Consider the following 23,688-nt stretch of genomic DNA (forward strand, 5'->3'; position numbering starts at 1 on the left):
AGCGTCTTGCCATACCAAACCATACGATATGCCGCCCGGTGAGAGCTGATTGCTTTACAGGTCATGAGGACATTCTGCATAATAAAAATCTAAGGAGGAGATGTCATGCAAAACTTTACATACTGGAATCCGACCAAATTAATTTTCGGGCGCGGGGAAGTGGAAAAACTTCCGGAGGAACTCAAACCTTACGGGAAAAACGTATTGCTGGTTTACGGAGGCGGAAGCATCAAACGCAGCGGCCTGTATGATCAAGTGATGGAACAGCTGAATAAAGCCGGAGTGACCGTGCATGAATTAGCAGGTGTAGAACCGAATCCGCGTGTGTCGACTGTTAATAAGGGTGTTGACCTCTGTAAAGAACACAACATCGATTTCTTGCTGGCTGTCGGCGGAGGAAGTGTCATCGACTGTACAAAAGCGATTGCCGCAGGAGCGAAGTATGATGGTGATGCGTGGGATATCGTCACGAAAAAACATCAGCCAAAGGATGCTTTGCCATTCGGAACCGTATTGACTCTCGCAGCGACTGGTTCTGAAATGAACTCAGGCTCGGTTATTACAAACTGGGAAACAAAAGAAAAATACGGCTGGGGCAGCCCGCTCGTATTCCCTAAATTCTCGATTCTCGATCCGGTGAATACGTTCACCGTTCCTAAAGATCACACGATCTACGGTATGGTTGACATGATGAGCCACGTATTCGAACAATATTTCCATCATGTATCAAACACGCCGTATCAGGATCGTATGTGTGAATCGCTTCTGCGCACCGTCATTGAAACAGCGCCTAAACTGATCAACGATCTCGAAAATTACGAATTGCGTGAGACGATTCTGTACACAGGGACAATTGCATTAAACGGCATGCTTTCTATGGGGGCACGAGGCGATTGGGCAACTCATAATATTGAACATGCAGTTTCAGCCGTTTATGATATTCCGCATGCAGGCGGACTGGCGATTCTGTTCCCGAACTGGATGAGACATACATTGTCAGAAAACCCTGCCCGCATGAAACAGCTTGCAGTGCGCGTGTTTGGTGTTGAAGAAGCTGGTAAATCAGATGAGGAAATCGCGCTTGAAGGTATCGATAAGCTGTCTGCGTTCTGGACTAGCCTAGGCGCTCCAAACCGTCTTGCTGATTATGATATCAATGATGAGCAGATTGACACAATTGCTGATAAGGCGATGGCTAACGGAACTTTCGGCCAGTTTAAATCACTCAACAAAGAAGATGTTCTGGCCATTTTAAAGGCATCTCTATAAAACAAGGGGGGAAGCAGCTGTTTGGCTGCTTCTCTTTTTCTTTATGTAAATTTATGCTACAATGTAAAATCTGTTTTTTTAATCAGCGTCTTTTGGAGGTTTTACCATGGAAAATTTCACTTATTACAATCCGACAAAACTGATCTTCGGTAAAGGTCAGATTGAACAATTAAAAAAAGAATTAAAACAATACGGCAAGAATGTGCTGCTTGTCTACGGAGGCGGAAGCATTAAACGCAACGGCCTGTACGATCAAGTCGCAGGTATTCTAAAAGAAGAATGTGCTGTTGTTCATGAGCTGTCAGGTGTAGAGCCGAACCCGCGTCTTGCGACTGTGGAAAAAGGCATTGCTCTATGCAGAGAACATGACATTGATTTTCTGCTCGCTGTCGGCGGAGGAAGCGTTATTGACTGCACAAAAGCGATTGCTGCAGGTGTCAAATATGACGGCGACGCTTGGGATATTTTCAGCAAAAAAGTCACAGCAAAGGATGCGCTGCCGTTCGGCACTGTTTTAACTCTTGCTGCGACAGGCTCTGAAATGAATCCGGATTCCGTGATTACAAACTGGGAAACAAACGAGAAATATGTATGGGGCAGCAATGTGACTCATCCGCGTTTCTCTATTTTAGACCCGGAAAATACATTCACTGTCCCGGAAAATCAAACTGTGTACGGTATGGTTGATATGATGAGCCACGTATTTGAGCAATACTTTCATAATGTCGAAAACACACCGCTTCAAGACAGAATGTGTTTTGCGGTTCTGCAGACAGTCATCGAAACAGCCCCTAAGCTTCTAGAAGATCTGGAAAACTATGAGCTTCGCGAAACGATTTTGTATGCAGGCACAATCGCTCTAAACGGCACGCTTCAAATGGGCTACTTCGGCGACTGGGCTTCTCATACAATGGAACACGCTGTTTCAGCTGTGTATGATATTCCGCATGCGGGCGGACTTGCGATTCTGTTCCCAAACTGGATGAGATACACGCTTGATACAAATGTCGGCCGTTTTAAAAACCTCATGCTCAACATGTTTGACATCGATGCTGAAGGCAAAACAGATAAAGAAATTGCGCTTGAAGGCATCGACAAGCTGTCTGCATTCTGGAGAAGCCTCGGTGCGCCTTCCCGACTTGCCGATTACAATATCGGAGAAGAAAAGCTTGAGCTGATTGCTGATATCGCAGCCAAAGAAATGGAACACGGCGGCTTCGGCAACTTCCAAAAACTGAACAAAGATGACGTGCTCGCCATCCTTCGCGCGTCTCTATAAACCCAGAGGGCGGAATCCAGTCATTCCGCCCTTTCTTCTTGACTTGATTTCACAGATGAGTTCATATAAAGTGAAAGATGAAAACATTATACCGTTATGGAGGGACAAGCAATGACGCATGTACGCTTTGACTACTCAAAAGCGTTGACTTTCTTCAACGAACATGAACTTACATATTTGCGGGACTTTGTAAAAACAGCACACCATAATATTCATGAAAAAACAGGCGCTGGCAGTGATTTTCTAGGCTGGGTGGACCTCCCTGAGCATTATGATAAAGAAGAATTTGCGCGCATCAAAAAAAGCGCGGAAAAAATCAAATCTGACTCTGATGTATTGCTTGTTGTCGGCATCGGCGGTTCTTACCTAGGCGCGCGGGCAGCGATTGAAGCGCTTAATCACGCGTTTTATAATACATTGCCAAAAGCAAAGCGCGGGAATCCGCAAGTTATTTTCATCGGAAATAACATCAGTTCTTCCTATATGAGAGATGTCATGGATCTTCTTGAAGATGTGGATTTCTCTATTAATGTGATTTCTAAATCAGGTACGACAACTGAACCTGCAATCGCTTTCCGTATTTTCCGCAAGCTTCTTGAAGAGAAATACGGCAAAGAAGAAGCGAAAGCGCGGATTTACGCGACAACTGATAAAGAGCGTGGCGCATTAAAAACGCTTTCTAACGAAGAAGGCTTCGAGTCGTTTGTCATTCCTGATGATGTCGGCGGCCGTTATTCTGTATTAACAGCTGTTGGCCTTTTGCCGATTGCTGTCAGCGGTGTCAACATTGACGACATGATGAAAGGCGCACTGGATGCGAGCAAAGATTTTGCAACATCCGAACTAGAAGAAAACCCTGCATACCAATATGCGGTTGTTCGCAATGTGCTTTATAATAAAGGCAAAACAATCGAAATGCTCATCAACTACGAACCGGCGCTTCAGTATTTTGCGGAATGGTGGAAGCAGCTGTTCGGAGAAAGTGAAGGGAAAGATGAGAAGGGCATTTATCCTTCTTCAGCTAACTATTCAACAGACCTTCATTCATTAGGCCAGTATGTGCAGGAAGGCCGCAGAGATTTATTCGAAACGGTGCTGAATGTAGAGAAACCGAAACATGAGCTGACAATCGAAGAAGCGGATAACGATCTTGACGGCTTAAACTATTTAGCTGGAAAAACGATCGATTTCGTTAACAAGAAAGCATTCCAGGGCACGATGCTTGCCCATACAGACGGAAATGTGCCGAACTTAATCGTGAACATTCCTGAGCTGAACGCATATACTTTTGGATACCTTGTATATTTCTTCGAAAAAGCCTGCGCGATGAGCGGATATCTCCTCGGCGTCAATCCATTTGACCAGCCTGGAGTAGAAGCGTATAAAGTCAATATGTTTGCTTTGCTGGGCAAACCTGACTTTGAAGAGAAAAAAGCAGAGCTAGAAAAACGTCTGGAAGATTAATGTGAGAAAGCTGACTGGCATTTGCCGGTCGGCTTTTTATAAAATCAGAAAGGGGCTGATGTTCATGAAACAAATGGTTAAACATCTCATTATTGCCGGTTGTTCTGCAGCTGTTCTAAGTATCCTTATCTCTTTCAATACGGTGAATACTGTGTTTTCTTCAAGTTATGGCGGTACGTTATTCCACTTTTTCATCCATGCCTTTCTTCTTATTGGTTTACCGCTTGCTCTTTTTACCGATGCGGTTCACCGGCTGCTGCATTTAAAGCGATCCCATACTCTTTTCACTAAATTAGGGCTCTATGCCGCAGTTGTTTATCTTTCATGGGAATCAGCTGCAGGGCTTGCAGCGGCAATGGCTGTTTACCTTTTAATTGAATGCGCTTTCTTTTCTGTTGGCCGCACGAAAGAAACAACGATTTCCATGTAGTAAGCCTCTGAATGAAGTCTTGTTCGGCAGGACAGGATAAGTAAAAAAAGGGGCATTTCGATGATTACAATACCTTCCGTGATAGATGGGCAGTCTTTTCTGCTTCAAGAACTGGAACAAATCATGAAGCCGCTTGGTTATGTGATAAACGGCGGCTGGGAATACGACCACGGTTATTTTGATTATAAAATTGACGATCAAGACGGCTATTTGTTTTTAAGGATTCCTGTCCACGCAGTGCGAGGCAGTCTCGATCAACGAGGAGCGACCGTCCGGATCGGAACGCCATTTATGCTGAGGCAGGTGTTTCAGGCGGATCTTGACGACTATGCCGAGGGAGGCCCGTTCCAATCACTGTTTAATCAATTTTCCGAGCCGGAGAGGCGAGACGCGGAAATTGACCCTGCGTATTTGGACATTGGCGCCTCCCTAGTGAAAGAATTAGAGGATGTTTTGCTGCATTAGATCGCCAGAAATTTGTCTGTCTCAAGCATCTTATACGTAAGAGGAGGGGAGATCACCGGCCCCTCCTCTTTTTGCACACCGATAATTGTCGTGTTGTGATCAAGGAAATAGAGGACACACGTTTTGTAAGCGGCTCCCTTTAAATCATCAGGAACAGGCAGAAGCTTCACTTGCTGATCAAATTTCAGATTGATGCCGCTCTTAGACGGCTGTAAATTGGCTTGGTAATGCTGCAGCATCGCTTGGCTGATGAATTTTGAGGTACCGATGATTTGATTAGCGCCAGCCCGCTCCGCATTTGTGACAAAACGGTCAGTCAAAATCTCGACGATGCAAAAAGCAAGAGGGTTAAGCCCTTTAACAGATAAAAGAATCAACACTGACAGCATATCTGCTTCAGTTTCACTTTTATACTGATCGGCTGTCACCATCACTGATTCCGCTTCCGTAATATTGGCACGTTTCAGTGTTTCATCATCGGCAGCGTGGCCTCGTATAAAATGAACGTTTTCGATAAGCGGGCCTTCATTCAAAGTCTCATCGATCAGCACAACCGTCTTGGATGGGGCCGCAAGCTGAAGCTGCTTCAGCAGCCGGTTTGTTTTTTCATTCCACCCAATCAAAATAATATGGCCCCGCCCTTTGTAAGCAACTTTCCCTTCAATGTAGCGGTGCTGCCTGCTGAATGCGGCCGCTGATAATGTGGCGAAATAGGCGGTGACAAAGCTTGCTCCGGTCAAAATCAGCAGTATTCCGGCTGCCTGTCCCATCGGCGTGTGGGGCACATAGTCTCCATAACCGACTGTCGAAACGGTAACAACCGCCCACCAGATCCCTTCAAATACCGATGTGAATTGTTTCGGCTCAAGTATATAAATGATTTGGCCGAACAAAAGAATCAGAAATAAAATAATGACCGCGATTCGGATAAATAACGGCCACCTCAGCCAAGAAATAAATATCCGATTTGATTTCATTCTGTTTCTCCTTCTTCAGATAATGAGATGGATAAAATCTGTTTAATAATCGTATTTAATTTCTCGTTTAGCTTCTCTTGGCCGTACATATCTCGGGCCTGCTTCATTAAATCGGCTGTATCATCTTCAAGCTGAATAAGCGGCTCATCGATTTCCGAGTCATTATAAAGCTGGATAAATGCGTCCAGCCCTTCATTCATTCGGTCGATTGCTGTGCTCAGCTGTTCCTTTTCCTCACTCGTCACTTTCATGGCTTCCATCACACCCGCGCTTTTTTCTAACAGTATGTCCCACTTCCGGTGATGTTTTTCAAAAAATGAACAAAACATATAAAAACGGATTACTCCATAAACTAAAGCAAAAAGGATGAAAAAGATGACGATCATTCAAAGAACGATCGTGGTTTTGATCGGAACCCAGCTGGCGGCATCCGCGGTGATTTTGTTTATTTTTGAGTTGAATTCATATAATCACTTTTCCGGCGGCTTCTCCTGGCTTCACTTTCTGAAAAAGAATGTCGGCGGCTTTGCCTTTTATTTATTTTTAGGAGGACTCTTCTTTCTGCTGATCGGAATGTGTGCTCCGAGCCGGAAGAAAAAGCGCATTTCTGTACACGAGAAAGAAAACTCATTAAAATAATCGTAATAAAGAAAGATTTGATCACAGATAAAGGATGATGAAAAATGCTGTTTATATTTTTGACAATAGCCGCATTGGGATTATCGTTTTGGGCACAATTTAAAGTGAAGAGCAATTTTGAAAAATATTCAAAAGTGGAAGCCTCAAGCGGACGTACAGGGGCAGAAACGGCAAGACGGATTTTAGATATAAACGGTCTTTACGACGTGCCGGTCGAACCGGTAAGAGGCACTTTAACAGACCATTACGACCCGACAAGACGGGTGGTGCGGTTATCTGAGCCGGTCTATTACGGCCGCTCAATTTCCGCCATCTCCGTAGCTTCCCATGAAGTCGGACACGCCTTGCAGCATCAGGAAGCATATGGTGCGCTTGTGCTGAGACATAAAATCTTCCCAGTCGTGAATTTTGCATCCGGTGTAGCTCCTTTTCTTTTCTTAGGAGGCATGCTTCTCGGCAGCCTGAATCTGATCGGGCTTGGCATCATTCTGTTTTCAGCCGCTGTCTTTTTCCAGCTGATTACACTGCCTGTCGAATTTAATGCAAGTTCACGCGCGAAGCAAATTATTGTGTCTGAAGGATTCATCCGAAACACTGAAGAGAATGGGGTAAATAAAGTGCTGAGCGCCGCCGCCTTAACATATGTGGCCGCCGCCCTGGTTTCCCTGTTTGAGCTTCTTCGCTTTGTGATGATCTTCTTAAACGGTCGTAATGAGAATTAACGTTAAGGAGGTGGCCCCTTACCATTTATGGTAAGGGCTTTTTTTGCTTATTTTACAATTGGTCGCCATTTTTGTATTGGTTGGCATTACGGCTTTTTTCGTCGCAGCAGAATTTGCAATCGTCAAAATCAGAGGGTCAAAAATCAATCAGTTGATCGAAAGCGGTGATAGCCGGGCGCTTGCCGCACACAAAATCATCTCCAATCTGGACGAGTATTTATCAGCCTGCCAGCTCGGGATTACCATTACAGCTCTCGGCCTTGGATGGCTTGGTGAACCGACATTTGAACGCATTCTTCATCCTTTGTTTGAGATGACAGGCATCCCGGAACCGATGAACCACATTGTCACATTTATCATTGCATTTATCATCGTCACTTTTTTGCATGTGGTGCTGGGGGAGCTTGCCCCGAAAACGGTTTCCATTCAAAAGGCTGAGGCTGTCAGCTTATGGGTTGCAAAGCCTTTGATTTGGTTTTATAAAATCATGTTTCCGTTTATTAAAGCATTGAACGGCTCCGCAAGTTTTTTTGTGAAATTATTTGGCTTTCATTCTGTGAAGGAGCATGAGGTTGTCGTCAGCGAGGAGGAACTGAGGCTGATCCTTTCAGAAAGCTATGAAAAAGGAGAAATCAATCATTCTGAATTCCGCTATGTGAATAAGATTTTTGAATTCGACAACCGGGTAGCGAGAGAGATCATGATCCCGCGGACAGAAATTGCGGTCATCTCGTTGGAGCAGTCGCTTGAAGAAGCGATTCATCACATTATTAATGAACGGTATACACGCTACCCTGTCATCAAAGAAGACAAGGATCATATTTTAGGGATCATCAACAGCAAAGACATGTTTAAAGCTTATTTTCTCGGCCAGCCGATAAAGTTAAAACAGATCATGAGGCCCGTCATCAGGGTCATTGAAAGCATCCCTGTTCAACAGCTTTTGATCCGCATGCAGAAGGAGCGGATTCACATGGCCATTCTCGTAGATGAATATGGTGGAACGGCGGGGCTTGTCACTGTCGAAGATATTATTGAGGAAATTGTCGGGGACATCCGCGATGAATATGACCAGGATGAAACACCGCACATTTTGAAAAAAGGCGAGCACCATTATGTGATGGATGGAAAAGCGCTAATAGACGAAGTGAACGATCTGCTCGACACTGCCATTGAAAATGAAGAAATTGATACGATCGCGGGCTGGCTTCTGACACAAAAAATGGAGCTGAAAGCAGGGGATGTGATACACGCGGAGGGCTGTGAATTTAAAATCCTCGATGCTGAAGATCATCACATCCGTTTTGTAGAAATAAAAAAAACTGACTTTTTATAAAAGAGCAGCCGAAGCTATTGAGCGGCTGTTTTTTGATGCGGCAGGCGGTTTCCTGAAAAAGCAATGCTGTACATCCTTTTTTCTACATAAGATATATAGACTGTGATACTGAGGAAGGGAGTGGCTGTATGAAAAAGGCTTGGTGGAAGGAAGCTGTTGTCTACCACATTTATCCTCGCAGTTTTAAAGATTCCAATGGCGACGGAATCGGGGATATTCAAGGAATCAGATCCAAGCTTCCCTACATAAAGGAGCTGGGTGCCGACGTCATTTGGATTTGTCCTTTGTACGATTCGCCTAATGCGGATAACGGCTATGATATCAAGGATTACAAAAACATATTAAGCGATTTCGGCACCATGGCTGATTTCGACCAGCTGCTTGGAGATATGCATGAACTGGACATGAAGCTGATAATGGATCTTGTCGTGAACCATACAAGTGATGAACACCCCTGGTTCATTGAATCCCGTTCCTCTGTACACTCGGAGAAACGCGACTGGTATATTTGGAAGGACGGCCAAAATGGCAAAGCGCCAAATAACTGGGAAAGTATTTTCGGCGGATCGGCTTGGCAGTATGATCAAAAGACTAGCCAGTATTATCTTCACCTTTTTGATCAAAAACAGCCTGATTTGAATTGGGAAAATGAAAAGGTGAGAAATGCGGTTTATGACATGGTGAAATGGTGGCTTGACAAAGGCATTGATGGATTTCGGGTGGATGCGATTACGCATATTAAGAAAAAAAAGGGGCTTCCCGATATGCCGAATCCCAAAGGGTTGGATGTCGTTCCCTCCTTCCCCTATCACATGAATGTCGACGGCATAATGGATTTTTTAACAGAGCTCAAAGAAAACACATTTTCCCGTTATCCGATAATGACAGTGGGTGAGGCAAACGGGGTTTCTGCAAAGGAAGCGGCTGATTGGGCTGGAGAAAAAAACGGCATCTTCAGCATGATTTTTCAATTTGAGCATCTCGGCCTGTGGGATGTAGAAGTCAATGAGAGCATTGATATCGTTTCCTTTAAACGAATTTTAACAGACTGGCAAGACAGTCTTGAAGGGATCGGCTGGAATGCGTTGTTTATGGAGAATCACGACCAGCCCCGTTCAGTTTCTGTATGGGGAGACGACGGAGTGTACTTGAAAGAAAGTGCAAAAGCGCTTGCTGCTGTTTATTTTCTCATGAAGGGCACGCCCTTTATTTATCAGGGACAGGAACTTGGCATGACGAACGTGGCTTTTCCGTCTATTGCTGATTATGATGATATCGCAATGAAACGCCTGTATGAAATAGAAAGGGCGAAAGGCGCTTCACACGAGGACGTGATGAAGATTGTCTGGAAAAAAGGGCGGGACAATTCGCGAACGCCGATGCAATGGAATGCTGATCCATACGCCGGATTTTCTGATGCCAAACCGTGGGTCGGAATCAATGAAAATTACAAATGGCTAAATGCCGAGGCGCAAAAAAACGACCCAACATCCGTATACCACTTCTACAAGAGCTTGATCAAGCTGCGCCAAACATACGATGTTTTTATCAACGGAATATACGAGCTCATTTTGCCCGAAGATCAGCAAATCTTTGCGTATCTTCGGAAAAACGAGAACCATACTGCGCTGATTGCGGCCAATCTGTCGGCAACACCGGCCTTTTTCAAGCGCGCCGGATTGCCATTGTCATCAGACGCACTCGTATTGTCAAATGTCGAAATAAAGCCTCACAAGCACATGACATCAGTCCAGTTGCAGCCGTATGAAGCAAGAGTATATGTATGGCGCTAAACTCCAGCCATAGACTGGAGTTTTTTGTTTTGATCACGTTTATGTGAGCAGGTTAACAGGAAAAAGAGAACACAGAACGAATTAGCAAATAGAACGGACAGAAAGGAGATCCAAATGCTGAAAACACTGCAAATCAAAACGAGTAAGCGAGATGAAATGATTGAGATCACACGAGAGGCGGAAGCCTTTCTTCAAGAAACAGGGGTGACGAGCGGCGCTGCGCTGATTTACTGTCCACATACGACCGCGGGCATTACAATTAACGAAAACGCCGATCCGGACGTCAAAAAAGATATGCTCAGAAGATTTGATGAAGTGTATCCGTGGGAGCACGAGTTGGACCGCCATATGGAAGGCAATACAGCTGCGCACATGAAGTCGAGTACGGTGGGAGCTTCCCAACACGTCATTATTGAAAATGGCCGATTGATTCTTGGAACGTGGCAGGGCATCTATTTCTGCGAATTCGACGGCCCCCGCACCCGGACATGTTATATCAAAATCATGGGGGAATAGGAGGATTTTTATGACGGATTGGCTGAAAACATTATCGCTGACCATACCTGTCATCCAGGCGCCGATGGCCGGCGGGCTGGTCACGCCTGACTTGGCAGCCACAGTATCGAATGAAGGCGCGCTTGGCAGCTTAGCGTCCGGATATCTTAGTCCCGACATGCTCGAAAAGCAAGTCGTTGACATGCAGCAGCTGACTGATCGAGCATTTCAGGTGAATGTCTTTGTTCCGGAAAGCAGAAAAGAACCGGACGAAGACAGCGTTGAAACTTGGAAAAACAGAATTCCATTTGCCGAACAGGCCCCTCCATTTTCTTCAGAAGAAGAGGAATGGGAGGACTTCCATAAAAAAATAAGCATCATTATGAAATACAATGTCAAAGCCTGTTCGTTTACGTTCGGCATTCCGCCGGATGAAGCCATTCAAGCTTTAAAGAAAAATGGCTGTTGTCTCATTGGTACGGCTACGGTTCCGCAGGAAGCCATCATGCTTGAAGAACGAGGAATGGACATCATTGTACTGCAAGGAAGCGAAGCGGGCGGCCATCGCGGTTCCTTTCTGCCGGTGAGCGGGGAATCCGCACTTGGCCTTATGTCGCTGATTCCCCAGGCGGCAGATGCAGTGACCATTCCGGTAATCGCGGCAGGCGGAATTGCCGACCGCCGCGGCGTCCAAGCCGCTCATTGTCTCGGAGCCCAGGGCGTACAGGTCGGGACGCCATTTCTCATGTGTGAGGAATGCGACGTATCAGAAACGTACCGGCGCGAATTAAAAAGAGCGCGGGGAACAGACACGCGCCTCACCTCATTGTTTTCAGGTAAGCCTGCAAGGGGTATAGTCAATCAATGGATGAAAGAGCAGCAAGCTGAGGAGGCAAACGCACTTCCTTATCCATTGCAAAACACGTTAACAAAGCCGATGAGAAAACACGCAGCCAGAGAAAAAGATTCCGGGTACATGTCTCTGTGGGCCGGGCAATCTGTCGGCATGCTGAACCGGCCCGCTAATGTGAAGTCACTGTTAGCCGAGCTTTGCAGCACGTAACTTGTGAAACAGGGGTGGCAGATGATGAACATTCTTCAATATTCTTATAAAAAAAGAGGGAAAATTGAGTTTATATTTGAAGGCTGGCCTCACTCAAAAGTTACAATGGCCCCTATCAATGGCTATTATTTTGTCCGCTTTATCAAATGGAGCAGCCTTGATCCAATCGTGACAAGAAATGACCTTGAAAAAATGGAATGGGCTGCGAACCAGTATTTCGGCACAGCCCCTTTTTATCGAAAACGAAAAGCGTTTGAAACCCCATCGCCTCCGAAATAGGCGTTGGGGCTTTTTTAGCGGACGATGCGGTAAAGAGACGGAACATCCAGTCTGGTCGCCTGAGGCAGAAGATAAGCTGGCTGTACGGCTCCTTTTTTTCGAAAAGAATTCAGCTTCTCGATAATTTGCTGCCCGCTTAAGATTCCCAGGCCGTGGGCAAAAAATTTATCTTCTTCCAGCATAATCACATTTTCGCCTCTCCATTGCGCTTTTTGCGGATCAAACTCAGGGTTTTTAAAATACAGGCAATCTCCAAGGAAATAGTGATGCCCTGTTTCCGTGTATATCGGCAATTTCTCATAGTGCCAGTCATATAAAATAATGCTGTCAAAGCTGGCGTCAAATGCTTCCTCCCCGATTGTATCGATCAAGGCCAAATAAAAAATGACAACAATGGCGGTGGCGCATTCAAACGCGTAAAACGGGCCGTTTTCTGCAATATCCCGAATCGCTTTTGAGGGCGGCATTCTGTATTTCAGCTCCAAGGCGCCTTCCGGTGAAACCCTCCAATACGCTGTATTCCCGTATGTTTTGAGAAAAGTGGCGAATTTCGCTCCGCTTTTGTGCAACGTTTTTGCCGCTGCTACGATATTCATCCGCAGGTTCAGCTCAAACATCAGTTCGGCAATGGAATGATAATCAAACTGGACAGGCGTCTCAAGCATCTCTTTTAACAGCGGATTCAACTTCTCATCTATCTGCCAGTTTTCAATATCTTGGGGACGGAGCAATTGTCGGGATATAATAATCATCTTTAGCCCCCCTTGTTTTTAATAAGATATGCACAGGGCTTGGGCAATGAAAGCTGTAAACTGAAGATAGTTGAAAAAGAACGTCTTCCATTTTTTATTTTAAAACTTTTTTAAGCAGCCGATATATACTGTATCAAACCCGAAGGAGAAACTCGACATGAAGACTTTTATCAACTGGCTGAAAAAACCGTCTATCTCAAGAAAATTAATCGTGTCATTTATTGCGATTCTTATTATCCCTATTCTGATATTGGAATTCAGTTCTTACCGAAGCGCCAGCAGTAAGCTGGAACAGCAAATTATGGGAAGCGCGAAAACCAGTGTCGATACTTTTAATACAACTGTTACAAATGACCTGGGAGCAAAAGCGAAAGGAGTCACTTTTTTCAGTGAATCTCTTAAAAGCTCCGTATTTAAAGGAAAGACTAATCAAGAAGAACTCAAAGCGAAATTTTCACAATATGTCTCTATCAATGAAGGGGTAGCCAGAATTTATGGAGGCGTGGAAAACGGCACCTACATACAAGCGCCCAATGAAAAATTGCCGGAAGGATACGATCCAAGACAACGCCCTTGGTACCAAGATGCGATGAAGGCCGGCGGTGAAATTGTCGTGACAGACCCTTACGTGGCAGCGAGTGACGGAAGCATGGTTATTACCATTGCCCAGGAGTTGAAGGACGGATCCGGCGTTGTCGCCATGGATATCACCATTGACAAATTGTTAGAACAGATGAAACAAATCAAGGTCGGCAAAGAAGGCTATGTGTTCATTGCCACGAAAAACAAAACCTATGTCGCCCATCAGAACCATAAGGCGGGGGAAAAGCTCTCAGGCGATTGGGTTGCCAAAATGTACGCCGATAACAGCGGTGATTTCAAGTACACTCTGAATAACGAAGGGAAAAAGATGTCATATACAACAAATGAACTGACTGGGTGGAAAATAGCCGGCACAATGTATATGGATGAAATCAAGGATGCCTCTAAATCTGTGCTGATCACAGGCATGATCGTGCTGATTGCTTCCATTGCGATAGGCGGGTTTTTAATTCTGTTTATCGTTCGATCGATTACAAAACCATTAAAACGCCTTGTGCAATCATCGAAAACGATCAGCAGCGGGGATCTGACAGAAACGATCGACATCCGTTCGAAGGATGAGCTTGGAGAGCTCGGGGAAAGTTTCAATGAAATGGGACAATCTCTCCGCTCACTGATCAGTGCGATTCAAGACTCGGTGAACAATGTGGCCGCATCGTCTGAACAGCTTACCGCATCTGCTGGACAGACAAGCAAAGCCACCGAGCATATCACGATGGCGATTGAGCAGTTCTCAAACGGTAACGAGGAGCAAAGCGAAAAGGTTGAATCCAGCTCTCATCAGCTGAACTTAATGAATGGAGACCTTCAGCATGTCTCAGAAACATCAAAAGACATTACAAAGGCATCTATCCAATCAACGGAAATCGCCGGAACGGGTGAAAAGTTTGTCCAGCAGACAGTCGGACAAATGAACTCGATTAATCAATCGGTTCAGCAAGCTGAGGCTGTAGTCAAAGGGTTAGAAGGAAAATCAAAAGACATCACAAGCATTTTGAGAGTCATCAACGGCATCGCTGACCAAACAAACCTGTTGGCCTTAAACGCAGCCATTGAAGCGGCGCGTGCCGGAGAATCGGGCCGCGGCTTCTCTGTCGTAGCGGAAGAAGTACGCAAACTGGCTGTTCAATCAGCCGATTCAGCAAAAGAAATCGAAAAGCTGATCCAAGAAATCGTAGGAGAAATCGAAACCTCTCTTCATATGTTTAAAGAGGTTAATCAGGAAGTGCAGTCCGGGCTTGTTGTCACAGACAATACAAAAGAAAGCTTCCAGAGCATTTTCAGCATGACAAATGAAATCGCGGGCAAATTGCAGACGATGAATTCCACCGTCGAACAGCTGTCGGACCGTTCACAGCATGTTTCAGCAGCAGTCGGCGGCATTGCCGATGTGTCGAAAGAAAGCTCGGCGAGCATTCAAGACATTGCCGCATCAGCTGAGGAGCAGCTTGCCTCAATGGAAGAAATCAGTTCATCAGCAACCACTCTCTCGCAGATGGCAGAAGAGCTTCGTGATCTGACAAAACAATTTAAAATCGAATAAAGGCAAAAAACAGCGCTCCTCAAGGCGCTGTTTTTTGTGTAGTAAATAATAAAAATGTCATGCTTCACTAGGTGAATTTAGAACTATTTTTCACTTTTTCCTTCATTTTCAATGTAATATAAAGGAATTTCAACCGATATAATTTGTAAATAATTGAAAGAAGGTTCGGAAGGATATGAAAAAAACACTTACTACGATTCGAAGGTCATCAATAGCCAGGAGGCTTATTATTTCTTTTCTGCTGATCTTAATTGTCCCTATTGCCGTCCTTTCGGTAAGCGCTTATCAATCAGCAATTGCCTCTCTTGATCTCCAGATGACGCAAAGCGCAAAGGAAAATGTTCAAATATTGGATCATATCATTGATGATAAAATCAGGACGACTGAAAAAAGCCTCGTGTTTTTCAGCGATTGGGCGACAGCAGATAAATTTAAAGATAAAAAGAAAACAGAGCTAAAAAAGGAATTTAAACAATTTATCCAAATGAATGACAATGTCGCTGCGGTGTTTTCGAGCAGCAAAGACGGGGATTTCACACGTTATCCATACGCAGATATGCCGAGTGACTTTCATGCTTTGGAACGAGACTGGTACAAAGAAGCGATAGCCAATAAAGGCAAAACAATCATTACTGAACCTTATGAATCGATTTCGTCAGGAAAAATGGTCGTCACCATCGCCCGCCAGACAGAGGATGGGTCAGGCGTTGTCGCCGTTGATATGAAAATTGACGACCTGGTCACAACAGCAAAAGAAATCAATATCGGAAAAGAAGGCTATGCTTTTATCCTCAGCCAAAACAAGAAAGTCATCGCCTTCTCCGGAGAAAAAGCAGGAACAGCATTAAAAGGGGACTGGGTTGATAAACTCTACAATAATAAAAGCGGCGACTTTGAGTATACGTACAAAGGCGAAGAGAAGAAAATGACATTTGTCACAAGCGAAACAACAGGCTGGAAAATCAGCGGCACGATGTATTCGGACGAGATCCATGATGCTGCAAGCAAAGTTTTGACCGTGGCATCAATCGTTTTGGCCATTGCCATCGCAGCCGGAATGACGGCGATTTACTTTGTGATTCGGTCCATCACAAAGCCTTTGAGACACATTGTCGCATCAGCTGAAAAAATCAGCAAAGGCGATCTAACCGAAACAATAGAAATCAAATCAAAAGATGAACTTGGCGTTCTGAGCCAGAGCTTCAATCATATGGCACACTCGCTCCGCTCTCTCATTCAAGGAATCAAAGACTCAGTAGATCATGTTGCTTCAGCATCAGAGGAACTGACTGCATCCGCCGACCAGACAAGCAAGGCAACTGAGAATATTACCATGGCCATTGAGCAATTTTCAAACGGCAGCGAGAGCCAAAGCGAAAGAATTGAGACGACAACCGAACAAATTAATGAAATGAACGATGGGTTAGCTGAACTGGCGCAGGCTGCCGTGGTGATTACAGAAACATCCGCAGACTCGACAGAACTATCAAACAAGGGTGAGACACTCGTCCGGAAAACGGCCGGCCAAATGAATACGATTGACCACTCTGTGAAAGAAGCGGAACTAGTGGTGAAAGGGCTGGAAATCAAATCAAAGGATATCACGAATATTTTGCGTGTCATTAACGGCATTGCGGATCAAACCAACCTTTTGGCTTTAAATGCCGCCATTGAAGCCGCAAGAGCGGGGGAATACGGACGAGGCTTCTCGGTCGTCGCTGAAGAAGTGAGGAAACTTGCGGTACAGTCAGCTGACTCGGCAAAAGAAATTGAAACACTGATCATCGATATTGTGAAAGAAATTCATACATCATTGAACGTACTCCAGTCTGTAAATAAAGAAGTTGAAACAGGGCTTGTCATGACGGATGAAACACAACAAAGCTTCAAAGATATTTCGCACATGACCAAAGAAATTGCTTCAACTCTGCAAAACATGAATGCGACGGTTGAAGAGCTTTCAGCGGGAGCTCAAGAAATTTCTGCTGCTTCAAATGATATCACTGCTATTTCTAAAGAAAGCTCTGACGGCATCCAAGATATCGCCGCTTCAGCTGAGGAACAGATGGCATCCATGGAGGAGATCAGTTCATCAGCACAGACGCTTGAAAGGATGTCTGAGGAACTCCGTGACCTGACAAAACGATTTAAGGTGGATGAAAATGAGTCTAAATAACTATATAATAATGGGAAATTAGTTACCTTTGTTAAATTTCTTCTTTTTTACTGTATATATTTACCCATTTCTGCCGATATGAAGGGTAGCATAAAAAAGGAGAAATGAATGATGAAAAAAATACTCCAACTCATAAAACAAAGATCAATTACACGGAAGCTTCTTGTTTCCTTCCTGTCGATCCTTATCATACCAGTTGTGATATTGGCAGCTTTTGCATATCAATCGGCAAGCAGCTCACTCGACAAACAGATGATGGGGAGCGCATTAGAAAATGTACAGCAATTAAACGAAATTATTAACACCAGTATCGGTGAAAAAGAAAACAGCGCCGCTTACTTCAGCGAATGGCTGACAAAAAAGAAATACGATGCAAAAAGCAATGCAAACATTAAAGAGAAATTCTCACAGTATATCAAAATCAATAAAGATGTAGAATCTATTTATACTAGTGACATAGACGGTCACTTTACCCGTTATCCAGACCTGCAGATGCCGAGCGATTATAATCCGGTTGAACGTGACTGGTACAAAAAAGCGGTTGCAAATAAAGGGAAAGTTGTCGTGACTGATCCTTATAAAACCGCGTCTACGAACACAATGGTTGTGACAATCGCCCAGCAGACAAAAGATGGTTCAGGCGTTATCGCAATCAACATGACGATTGAACATCTGTTGAAAACAACCAAAAAAGTCAACATCGGCACACAAGGCTACGCATTTATCATGACAAAGGACAAAACGGTTGTCGCCCATCCTGATGAAACCTCAGGAACTGAATTAAAAGGCGACTGGATTGATCAGGTGTTACATGCGGATAAAGGCGATTTTCAATACAGCATGGATGGCGATAAGAAAAAAATGGCCTTTGATACAAATAAGTTAACGGGATGGAAAATCGCCGGCACCATGTATTTGGATGAAATTCATGAGGCGGCCCAGCCTGTCCTTCACCTTGCGTTAATTGTCTTAGCCGCGGCTATTATCATAGGCATTATCGTTATGACATTTGTCATTCGGTCGATTACAACGCCGCTGAAACAGCTTGTGGGCTCCTCTAAGCGGATCAGCGAGGGAGATTTGACGGAAACCATTGATATCCGTTCAAAAGATGAATTGGGCGAACTCGGCAAAAGCTTTAACAATATGGCGTCGTCACTGCGTTCTCTCATACACGCCATCCAAGATTCAGTAGAAAACGTTGCCGCTTCCTCTGAGGAGCTGACTGCATCAGCCGGACAAACGAGCAAGGCAACAGAGCATATTACATTGGCGATTGAACAATTTTCTAACGGCAATGAAAAACAAAACGAAAACATTGAAACGGCAGCAGAGCACATTTATCAAATGAATGACGGTTTGGCAAATATGGCTCAAGCTTCCGAGGTCATCACAGATTCATCTGTTCAATCGACAGAAATCGCAAGCGAAGGCGGCAAGCTCGTTCATCAAACTGTCGGCCAAATGAACGTTATTGATAAGTCCGTTAAAGAAGCAGAACAAGTCGTACGCGGATTGGAAACGAAATCGAAAGACATCACCAATATTTTGCGTGTGATTAACGGCATCGCTGACCAGACGAACCTGCTGGCATTAAACGCAGCGATTGAAGCGGCGCGCGCAGGCGAGTACGGTCGCGGCTTCTCCGTTGTAGCGGAAGAAGTGAGAAAACTGGCAGTTCAGTCTGCAGATTCAGCAAAAGAGATTGAAGGATTAATCATCGAAATTGTGAAGGAAATCAATACATCTCTCGGCATGTTCCAATCTGTCAATCAAGAGGTGCAGACAGGTCTGGATATTACAGATAAAACAGAAATGAGCTTTACTCGCATTTCTGAAATGACGAACCAAATCGCCGGAGAACTGCAAAACATGAGTGCGACGGTACAACAGCTTTCCGCCAGCTCCGAGGAAGTTTCGGGAGCGTCCGAACACATTGCATCGATTTCAAAAGAAAGCTCGGCTCATATCCAAGATATCGCGGCGTCAGCCGAAGAGCAGCTTGCCTCGATGGAAGAAATCAGCTCGTCAGCAGAAACCCTTTCGTCTATGGCAGAAGAGCTTCGCGACATGACCAAACGTTTCAAAATTGAATAGTAAGCCAAAACACCCAGGCCTGTACGCTTGGGTGTTTTTTTTAGTTTTTTTATTAAACCTTTTATCCTAGTTTGTCGATATTAGATTTAGCTTAAAGGAGGAGTCGAAAGAATGGGGAAACTTACAAAATGGATCAAACAGCCATCAATCAGCAAACCGCTTATCGCTGCGTTTCTGGCAGTGCTTATTTTGCCGGTTGGGGTATTAGCATATTTCAGTTATCAATCAGCTTGGAACGCACTGGACAAGGAACTCGCGAATAGTGCAATGGGAAACGTTGAAGAACTCAACAGTACCCTGCAAAACAAATTGAATCATAAAGTAAAAGCGCTTGATTATTATAGTGAGACAATCAATAAAGACTTATTACAAGAAAAAAACAAAGCCTCACTGAATGAGAAATTTAAGCAGTATACAACATTGAATACCGATGTAGGAGCCATCTACGCGGCTTCAGAAAATAAAAAGCTCTACAAATATCCTGAAGGCGGTGTGCCAAAGGGCTTTGATCCGACAGAGCGCGACTGGTACAAACAAGCCGTTGCGAAAAAAGGACAGGCTGTTTTCTCTGAGCCGTACACTGACGAAGCGACAGGGGATACCGTTATTACCATCTCAAAGCAAACAAAAGATGGTTCAGGAGTCATCGCGCTTGATTTAAATTTGGATGAAGTGTTATCCGCTTCAAAGAGAATCAAAATCGGAACAAATGGCTTCGCATTTATTACAACAGGCAACAAAAAATATATCGCTCATCCGACGATTAAACCTGGGACAACCGGATCAGGCAATTGGACAAATCAAGTTTTCTCGAAAGAAGAAGGCTCGTTTGAATATACCTTCCAAGGCAAAGAAAAGAAAATGGCCTTTACGACAAATAAGCTGACAGGCTGGAAAATTGCGGGCACATACTTTGTCAGTGAATTGGAAGATGCTTCAAGCCCGGTTCTGAACACAGCGATCATCGTCCTATGCGTATCACTTGTGATCGGAGGCATACTGATTCTCTTTATTATCAGCGCTATCACCAAGCCATTAAGAAAATTGGTTTCTACATCCGCGAAAATCAGCAGCGGAGATCTGACAGAAGTCATTGACATTCACTCGAAAAACGAGTTTGGCCAGCTTGGTGAAAGCTTTAACGAAATGTCTGCCTCACTGCGCTCTGTGATTGGTGTCATTCAAACGTCTGTAGAAAACGTGGCATCCTCTTCTGAAGAGCTGACGGCAAGCGCGGCCCAAACGAGCAAAGCAACTGAACATATTACACTTGCCATCGAACAGTTCTCAGATGGCAACGAGGCGCAAAGCGAGAAGCTGGAAACAAGCTCAGACCATCTTTCTCAAATGAACCACGGGATTTCCAAAGTGGTTCAGGCCTCTTCAACTATCACAAAGTCATCGTTACAGTCCTCTGAGGCGGCTGGCAGCGGAGAAAAACTGGTCGAGCATACAGTCGGCCAAATGAAAACAATCGACCAATCCGTTCAAAAAGCGGAATCGGTTGTGAAGGGTCTTGAAACAAAATCGAAGGACATCACAAGCATCTTGAATGTGATTAACGGTATTGCTGATCAAACGAATCTGCTGGCGCTAAATGCTGCGATTGAAGCGGCAAGAGCAGGGGAGTACGGAAGAGGCTTCTCAGTAGTAGCGGAAGAGGTCAGAAAACTTGCCGTACAATCAGCAGACTCTGCTAAGGAAATTGAAGGGTTAATTCAAGAGATTGTCAGAGAAATCAGTACTTCACTTTCAATGTTCCAATCTGTGAATCATGAAGTGAAGGAAGGTTTGCAGATAACTGACCAAACAGCGGAAAGCTTTAAACAAATTTACGAGATGACAACCCAAATTTCTGGCGAATTGCAAAACCTAAACGCGACGGTTGAACAGCTGTCAGCTGGATCACAGGAAGTGTCAAGTGCGGTTGAAGACATTTCTGCAGTGTCGAAAGAAAGCTCAGCAGGCATTCAAGACATTGCAGCTTCAGCGGAAGAACAGCTTGCGTCCATGGAAGAAATCAGCTCATCAGCTGAAACGTTGGCAAACATGGCGGAAGAACTTCAGGACATTACAAAGAAATTTAAAATTGAATCCTAATAGGAAAAGAAAGCGGCATATCTGCTGCTTTCTTTTTTTGTTAAAACAAAAATAAACAAAACAATTCAAAAACAAACCGATATCATATATAATGAAAGCGGATACAAATAAAAGGGGATGGAGGAATATCAAGATGGTGAAACATGTATGGGATGCAAAGCAAGCTGCACAGCTGCCAAAAGGTGTAGAGGAATTGGTGTACAGATCCAATCTGATCGGGTCAGATCGGACTGTCTGCAACTGGGGCGGCGGGAATACATCTATGAAAACAACGGAAAAGGATTTCAGAGGCCGTGAAACAGAAGTCATGTGGGTGAAAGGAAGCGGTTCGGATTTGGCAACAATGAAAGCGCATAACTTTACCGGTTTATCATTAGATGACATCCGCCCGCTGATTGAAAGGGAACAAATGTCAGATGAAGAAATGGTAGACTACTTGTCTCATTGTATGATAGACAGCAAACATCCCCGCCCTTCAATTGAAACGCTGTTACACGCTTTTCTGCCATTCAATCATGTTGACCATACCCACCCCGATGCGATTATCAGCATATGCTGCGCTGATAATGGAAAACAAATCGCCAAAGACATATACGGAAACCGGTTTGTATGGGTGCCATACGTACGCCCCGGATTTACATTATCTAAAATGATCGCTGAAGGCGTAGCGAACAATCCCAACGCCGAGCTTGTGTTAATGGAAAAACACGGCTTAGTCACCTGGGGAGAGACGTCTGAAGCATGTTATGAAAAAACGATATCTATCATTCAAGAAGCCGAGCAGTATATTAATGACCGTATCAATCCAAATGAGATATTTGGAGGCAAAAGGTATCAGCCGTTGCCGGAAGATCAAAGAAAACAAATCTTGGCAGACATCATGCCTGTAATCAGAGGCGCTGTAAGTGAAGAGAAGAAAATGATCCTTTCCTATGATGATCATGACAATGTCTTGGAATTTGTAAATAGTGTTCAAGCATCGGCACTCTCGCAAATCGGTGCGGCATGCCCGGATCACCTTGTTCATACAAAGCGGGTTCCGCTGTACATTGAGTGGAATCCCGAAACCCACGATGTGCATAAGCTGGCGGATCTGATCAAGTCAGGGGTCGAGCGTTTTTCATCAGATTATCATGCTTACTTTACCCGCAATCAGCAGGAAGGAGACCAAATCTTCGAATCAGCTCCGCGGGTGATCTTGATTCCCGGCATCGGAATGGTGAACACGGGGAAAAGTTACGCCATGTCTAAAGTGAGCGGCGCTTTATACCGAAGGGCTATTGCTGTTATGAAAGGATCAACAGCTCTGGGGCAATTTGTTTCTTTAAATGAAAATGAATCTTATCATGTCGAATATTGGCCGCTCGAATTATATAAGCTCACGCTCGCTCCGCCGGAAGCGGAATTTTCCCGTAAAGTAGCGTTGGTAACAGGAGGAGCCGGCGGCATCGGAAGTGCAGCGTGCCGGCGCTTTGCAGCTGAAGGAGGACACGTGATTGCCGCTGACCTAAATATAGAAGGTGCGAAGAAAATTGCCGGGGAAATAAACGAGGCATACGGAGAAGGAAGGGCAATGGCTGTCAAAATGGACGTGACAAAGGAAGAGGAAGTAAAGTCAGCCTTTGAACAAGCGGCACTTGCTTACGGCGGGATTGATATTGTCGTCAATAATGCCGGACTGGCCACTTCAAGCCCGTTTGACGAAACAAGTCTAAAAGAATGGAATCTTAATATGAATGTATTAGGAACAGGCTATTTTCTTGTGGCGCGTGAAGCGTTTAAACAAATGAAACAGCAAAACAGAGGCGGAAGCATGGTATTTGTCGGATCGAAAAATTCAGTTTATGCGGGGAAAAACGCCGCTGCCTACAGCTCGGTAAAAGCGCTTGAAACCCATTTGGCAAGATGTATCGCAGCAGAAGGCGGAGAATATGGCATTCGGGTCAATTCTGTTTTGCCTGATGCGGTTCTTCAAGGTTCGGCAATCTGGGGATCAAGCTGGCGGGAGGAACGGGCCGCAGCGTACGGAATTGAACCAGAAGAGCTTGAGGAACATTATCGGAAACGCACCGCTCTGCTCGTCAATATTTACCCGCGGGATATTGCCGAAGCCATCGCATTCTTCGCTTCTTCTAAAACCGAAAAAACCACGGGCTGCATGATCACGGTAGACGGCGGTGTTCCTGCTGCTTTCACGCGTTAGACG

General features: G+C 44.7%; 20 protein-coding genes and 1 pseudogene. 18 read left to right on the forward strand and 3 right to left on the reverse strand.

Translation table 11 applies throughout. From position 1 onward, the window contains the following. The first annotated feature begins 105 nt into the window (after window positions 1-105). The 5 genes from BV11031_RS01650 to BV11031_RS01670 all read left to right on the forward strand — a co-directional run bounded on the left by BV11031_RS01650 (window position 106) and on the right by BV11031_RS01670 (window position 4,907). A complete protein-coding gene (locus BV11031_RS01650) occupies window positions 106-1,269 on the forward strand; it encodes an iron-containing alcohol dehydrogenase (RefSeq protein WP_010329880.1) in 1,164 nt (387 codons plus the stop codon). Between the two features lie 106 nt (window positions 1,270-1,375). Beyond that, entirely contained in the window at window positions 1,376-2,548 is a 1,173-nt protein-coding gene (locus BV11031_RS01655) for an iron-containing alcohol dehydrogenase (protein ID WP_010329879.1), read from the forward strand. A gap of 111 nt (window positions 2,549-2,659) precedes the next feature. Then, on the forward strand, window positions 2,660-4,012 hold the full coding sequence (locus tag BV11031_RS01660; RefSeq protein ID WP_010329878.1) for a glucose-6-phosphate isomerase: 1,353 nt from the start codon (window positions 2,660-2,662) through the stop codon (window positions 4,010-4,012). Window positions 4,013-4,070: 58 nt separating this feature from the next. Then, entirely contained in the window at window positions 4,071-4,442 is a 372-nt protein-coding gene (locus tag BV11031_RS01665; protein ID WP_082246357.1) for a hypothetical protein, read from the forward strand. 60 nt (window positions 4,443-4,502) lie between these two features. Next, the gene (locus BV11031_RS01670; protein ID WP_010329876.1) at window positions 4,503-4,907 is read left to right on the forward strand and encodes a YugN-like family protein; all 405 of its coding nucleotides are present in this window, start codon (window positions 4,503-4,505) and stop codon (window positions 4,905-4,907) included. Here BV11031_RS01670 and BV11031_RS01675 read toward each other — a convergent pair. Both BV11031_RS01675 and mstX read right to left on the reverse strand, forming a co-directional pair. Next, window positions 4,904-5,884 (reverse strand): potassium channel family protein, encoded by a 981-nt coding sequence (locus BV11031_RS01675; RefSeq protein WP_010329875.1) that lies wholly within the window; start codon window positions 5,882-5,884, stop codon window positions 4,904-4,906. The two genes, BV11031_RS01670 and BV11031_RS01675, sit on opposite strands and share 4 nt — an antisense overlap. After that, complete coding sequence (gene mstX / locus BV11031_RS01680) at window positions 5,881-6,213, reverse strand: biofilm formation protein MstX (RefSeq protein WP_010329874.1); 333 nt, start codon at window positions 6,211-6,213, stop codon at window positions 5,881-5,883. Before mstX ends, BV11031_RS01675 begins: the two co-directional genes overlap by 4 nt. Before the next feature lie 46 nt (window positions 6,214-6,259). Here mstX and BV11031_RS01685 point away from each other — a divergent pair, with 46 nt between their 5' ends. From BV11031_RS01685 to BV11031_RS01715, 7 genes are all read left to right on the forward strand, one after another. Continuing rightward, on the forward strand, window positions 6,260-6,523 hold the full coding sequence (locus BV11031_RS01685) for a YuzI family membrane protein (protein ID WP_010329873.1): 264 nt from the start codon (window positions 6,260-6,262) through the stop codon (window positions 6,521-6,523). Window positions 6,524-6,567: 44 nt separating this feature from the next. Then, complete coding sequence (locus BV11031_RS01690; protein ID WP_010329872.1) at window positions 6,568-7,245, forward strand: zinc metallopeptidase; 678 nt, start codon at window positions 6,568-6,570, stop codon at window positions 7,243-7,245. 43 nt (window positions 7,246-7,288) lie between these two features. Beyond that, on the forward strand, window positions 7,289-8,581 hold the full coding sequence (locus tag BV11031_RS01695) for a hemolysin family protein (RefSeq protein WP_010329871.1): 1,293 nt from the start codon (window positions 7,289-7,291) through the stop codon (window positions 8,579-8,581). Window positions 8,582-8,709: 128 nt separating this feature from the next. Next, window positions 8,710-10,374 (forward strand): glycoside hydrolase family 13 protein, encoded by a 1,665-nt coding sequence (locus BV11031_RS01700; protein ID WP_010329870.1) that lies wholly within the window; start codon window positions 8,710-8,712, stop codon window positions 10,372-10,374. A 114-nt stretch (window positions 10,375-10,488) separates the two neighbouring features. Then, window positions 10,489-10,890, forward strand: a complete 402-nt coding sequence (locus BV11031_RS01705) for a secondary thiamine-phosphate synthase enzyme YjbQ (protein WP_010329869.1) — start codon at window positions 10,489-10,491, stop codon at window positions 10,888-10,890. A 10-nt stretch (window positions 10,891-10,900) separates the two neighbouring features. Then, window positions 10,901-11,932 (forward strand): nitronate monooxygenase, encoded by a 1,032-nt coding sequence (locus BV11031_RS01710; protein ID WP_010329868.1) that lies wholly within the window; start codon window positions 10,901-10,903, stop codon window positions 11,930-11,932. 24 nt (window positions 11,933-11,956) lie between these two features. Beyond that, window positions 11,957-12,211: a hypothetical protein gene (locus tag BV11031_RS01715; protein WP_010329867.1), complete on the forward strand. Its 255-nt coding sequence runs from the start codon at window positions 11,957-11,959 to the stop codon at window positions 12,209-12,211. 14 nt (window positions 12,212-12,225) lie between these two features. Here the strand turns inward: BV11031_RS01715 and BV11031_RS01720 are convergent, their stop codons facing one another. Then, on the reverse strand, window positions 12,226-12,963 hold the full coding sequence (locus tag BV11031_RS01720) for a protein-glutamine gamma-glutamyltransferase (protein ID WP_010329866.1): 738 nt from the start codon (window positions 12,961-12,963) through the stop codon (window positions 12,226-12,228). 157 nt (window positions 12,964-13,120) lie between these two features. Between BV11031_RS01720 and BV11031_RS01725 the strand changes: the two genes are divergently transcribed. From BV11031_RS01725 to BV11031_RS01745, 6 genes and pseudogenes are all read left to right on the forward strand, one after another. Beyond that, on the forward strand, window positions 13,121-15,109 hold the full coding sequence (locus tag BV11031_RS01725; protein ID WP_010329865.1) for a HAMP domain-containing methyl-accepting chemotaxis protein: 1,989 nt from the start codon (window positions 13,121-13,123) through the stop codon (window positions 15,107-15,109). Window positions 15,110-15,284: 175 nt separating this feature from the next. Next, window positions 15,285-17,285, forward strand: a complete 2,001-nt coding sequence (locus BV11031_RS01730; RefSeq protein WP_010329864.1) for a methyl-accepting chemotaxis protein — start codon at window positions 15,285-15,287, stop codon at window positions 17,283-17,285. 255 nt (window positions 17,286-17,540) lie between these two features. Continuing rightward, window positions 17,541-18,437 (forward strand): annotated as a pseudogene (locus BV11031_RS23325) (cache domain-containing protein); the annotation flags it as partial. Further along, the gene (locus tag BV11031_RS23330) at window positions 18,432-19,382 is read left to right on the forward strand and encodes a methyl-accepting chemotaxis protein (protein ID WP_411813183.1); all 951 of its coding nucleotides are present in this window, start codon (window positions 18,432-18,434) and stop codon (window positions 19,380-19,382) included. The pseudogene BV11031_RS23325 and the gene BV11031_RS23330, both read left to right, overlap by 6 nt. A gap of 111 nt (window positions 19,383-19,493) precedes the next feature. Beyond that, complete coding sequence (locus tag BV11031_RS01740; protein ID WP_010329862.1) at window positions 19,494-21,482, forward strand: methyl-accepting chemotaxis protein; 1,989 nt, start codon at window positions 19,494-19,496, stop codon at window positions 21,480-21,482. Between the two features lie 133 nt (window positions 21,483-21,615). Beyond that, entirely contained in the window at window positions 21,616-23,685 is a 2,070-nt protein-coding gene (locus tag BV11031_RS01745) for a bifunctional rhamnulose-1-phosphate aldolase/short-chain dehydrogenase (RefSeq protein ID WP_010329861.1), read from the forward strand. The last annotated feature ends 3 nt before the right edge of the window (window positions 23,686-23,688 follow it).

Source organism: Bacillus vallismortis (assembly GCF_004116955.1).
GTDB classification, from domain to species: Bacteria; Bacillota; Bacilli; order Bacillales; family Bacillaceae; genus Bacillus; species Bacillus vallismortis.

Coding starts and splice junctions, on each gene's coding strand:
- BV11031_RS01650 (WP_010329880.1), top strand. CDS start 106: ATGCAAAACTTTACATACTGGAATCCGACCAAATTAATTTTCGGGCGC.
- BV11031_RS01655 (WP_010329879.1), top strand. CDS start 1,376: ATGGAAAATTTCACTTATTACAATCCGACAAAACTGATCTTCGGTAAA.
- BV11031_RS01660 (WP_010329878.1), top strand. CDS start 2,660: ATGACGCATGTACGCTTTGACTACTCAAAAGCGTTGACTTTCTTCAAC.
- BV11031_RS01665 (WP_082246357.1), top strand. CDS start 4,071: ATGTTCATGAAACAAATGGTTAAACATCTCATTATTGCCGGTTGTTCT.
- BV11031_RS01670 (WP_010329876.1), top strand. CDS start 4,503: ATGATTACAATACCTTCCGTGATAGATGGGCAGTCTTTTCTGCTTCAA.
- BV11031_RS01675 (WP_010329875.1), bottom strand. CDS start 5,884: ATGAAATCAAATCGGATATTTATTTCTTGGCTGAGGTGGCCGTTATTT.
- mstX (WP_010329874.1), bottom strand. CDS start 6,213: ATGTTTTGTTCATTTTTTGAAAAACATCACCGGAAGTGGGACATACTG.
- BV11031_RS01685 (WP_010329873.1), top strand. CDS start 6,260: ATGACGATCATTCAAAGAACGATCGTGGTTTTGATCGGAACCCAGCTG.
- BV11031_RS01690 (WP_010329872.1), top strand. CDS start 6,568: ATGCTGTTTATATTTTTGACAATAGCCGCATTGGGATTATCGTTTTGG.
- BV11031_RS01700 (WP_010329870.1), top strand. CDS start 8,710: ATGAAAAAGGCTTGGTGGAAGGAAGCTGTTGTCTACCACATTTATCCT.
- BV11031_RS01705 (WP_010329869.1), top strand. CDS start 10,489: ATGCTGAAAACACTGCAAATCAAAACGAGTAAGCGAGATGAAATGATT.
- BV11031_RS01710 (WP_010329868.1), top strand. CDS start 10,901: ATGACGGATTGGCTGAAAACATTATCGCTGACCATACCTGTCATCCAG.
- BV11031_RS01715 (WP_010329867.1), top strand. CDS start 11,957: ATGAACATTCTTCAATATTCTTATAAAAAAAGAGGGAAAATTGAGTTT.
- BV11031_RS01720 (WP_010329866.1), bottom strand. CDS start 12,963: ATGATTATTATATCCCGACAATTGCTCCGTCCCCAAGATATTGAAAAC.
- BV11031_RS01725 (WP_010329865.1), top strand. CDS start 13,121: ATGAAGACTTTTATCAACTGGCTGAAAAAACCGTCTATCTCAAGAAAA.
- BV11031_RS01730 (WP_010329864.1), top strand. CDS start 15,285: ATGAAAAAAACACTTACTACGATTCGAAGGTCATCAATAGCCAGGAGG.
- BV11031_RS23330 (WP_411813183.1), top strand. CDS start 18,432: ATGGCGTCGTCACTGCGTTCTCTCATACACGCCATCCAAGATTCAGTA.
- BV11031_RS01740 (WP_010329862.1), top strand. CDS start 19,494: ATGGGGAAACTTACAAAATGGATCAAACAGCCATCAATCAGCAAACCG.
- BV11031_RS01745 (WP_010329861.1), top strand. CDS start 21,616: ATGGTGAAACATGTATGGGATGCAAAGCAAGCTGCACAGCTGCCAAAA.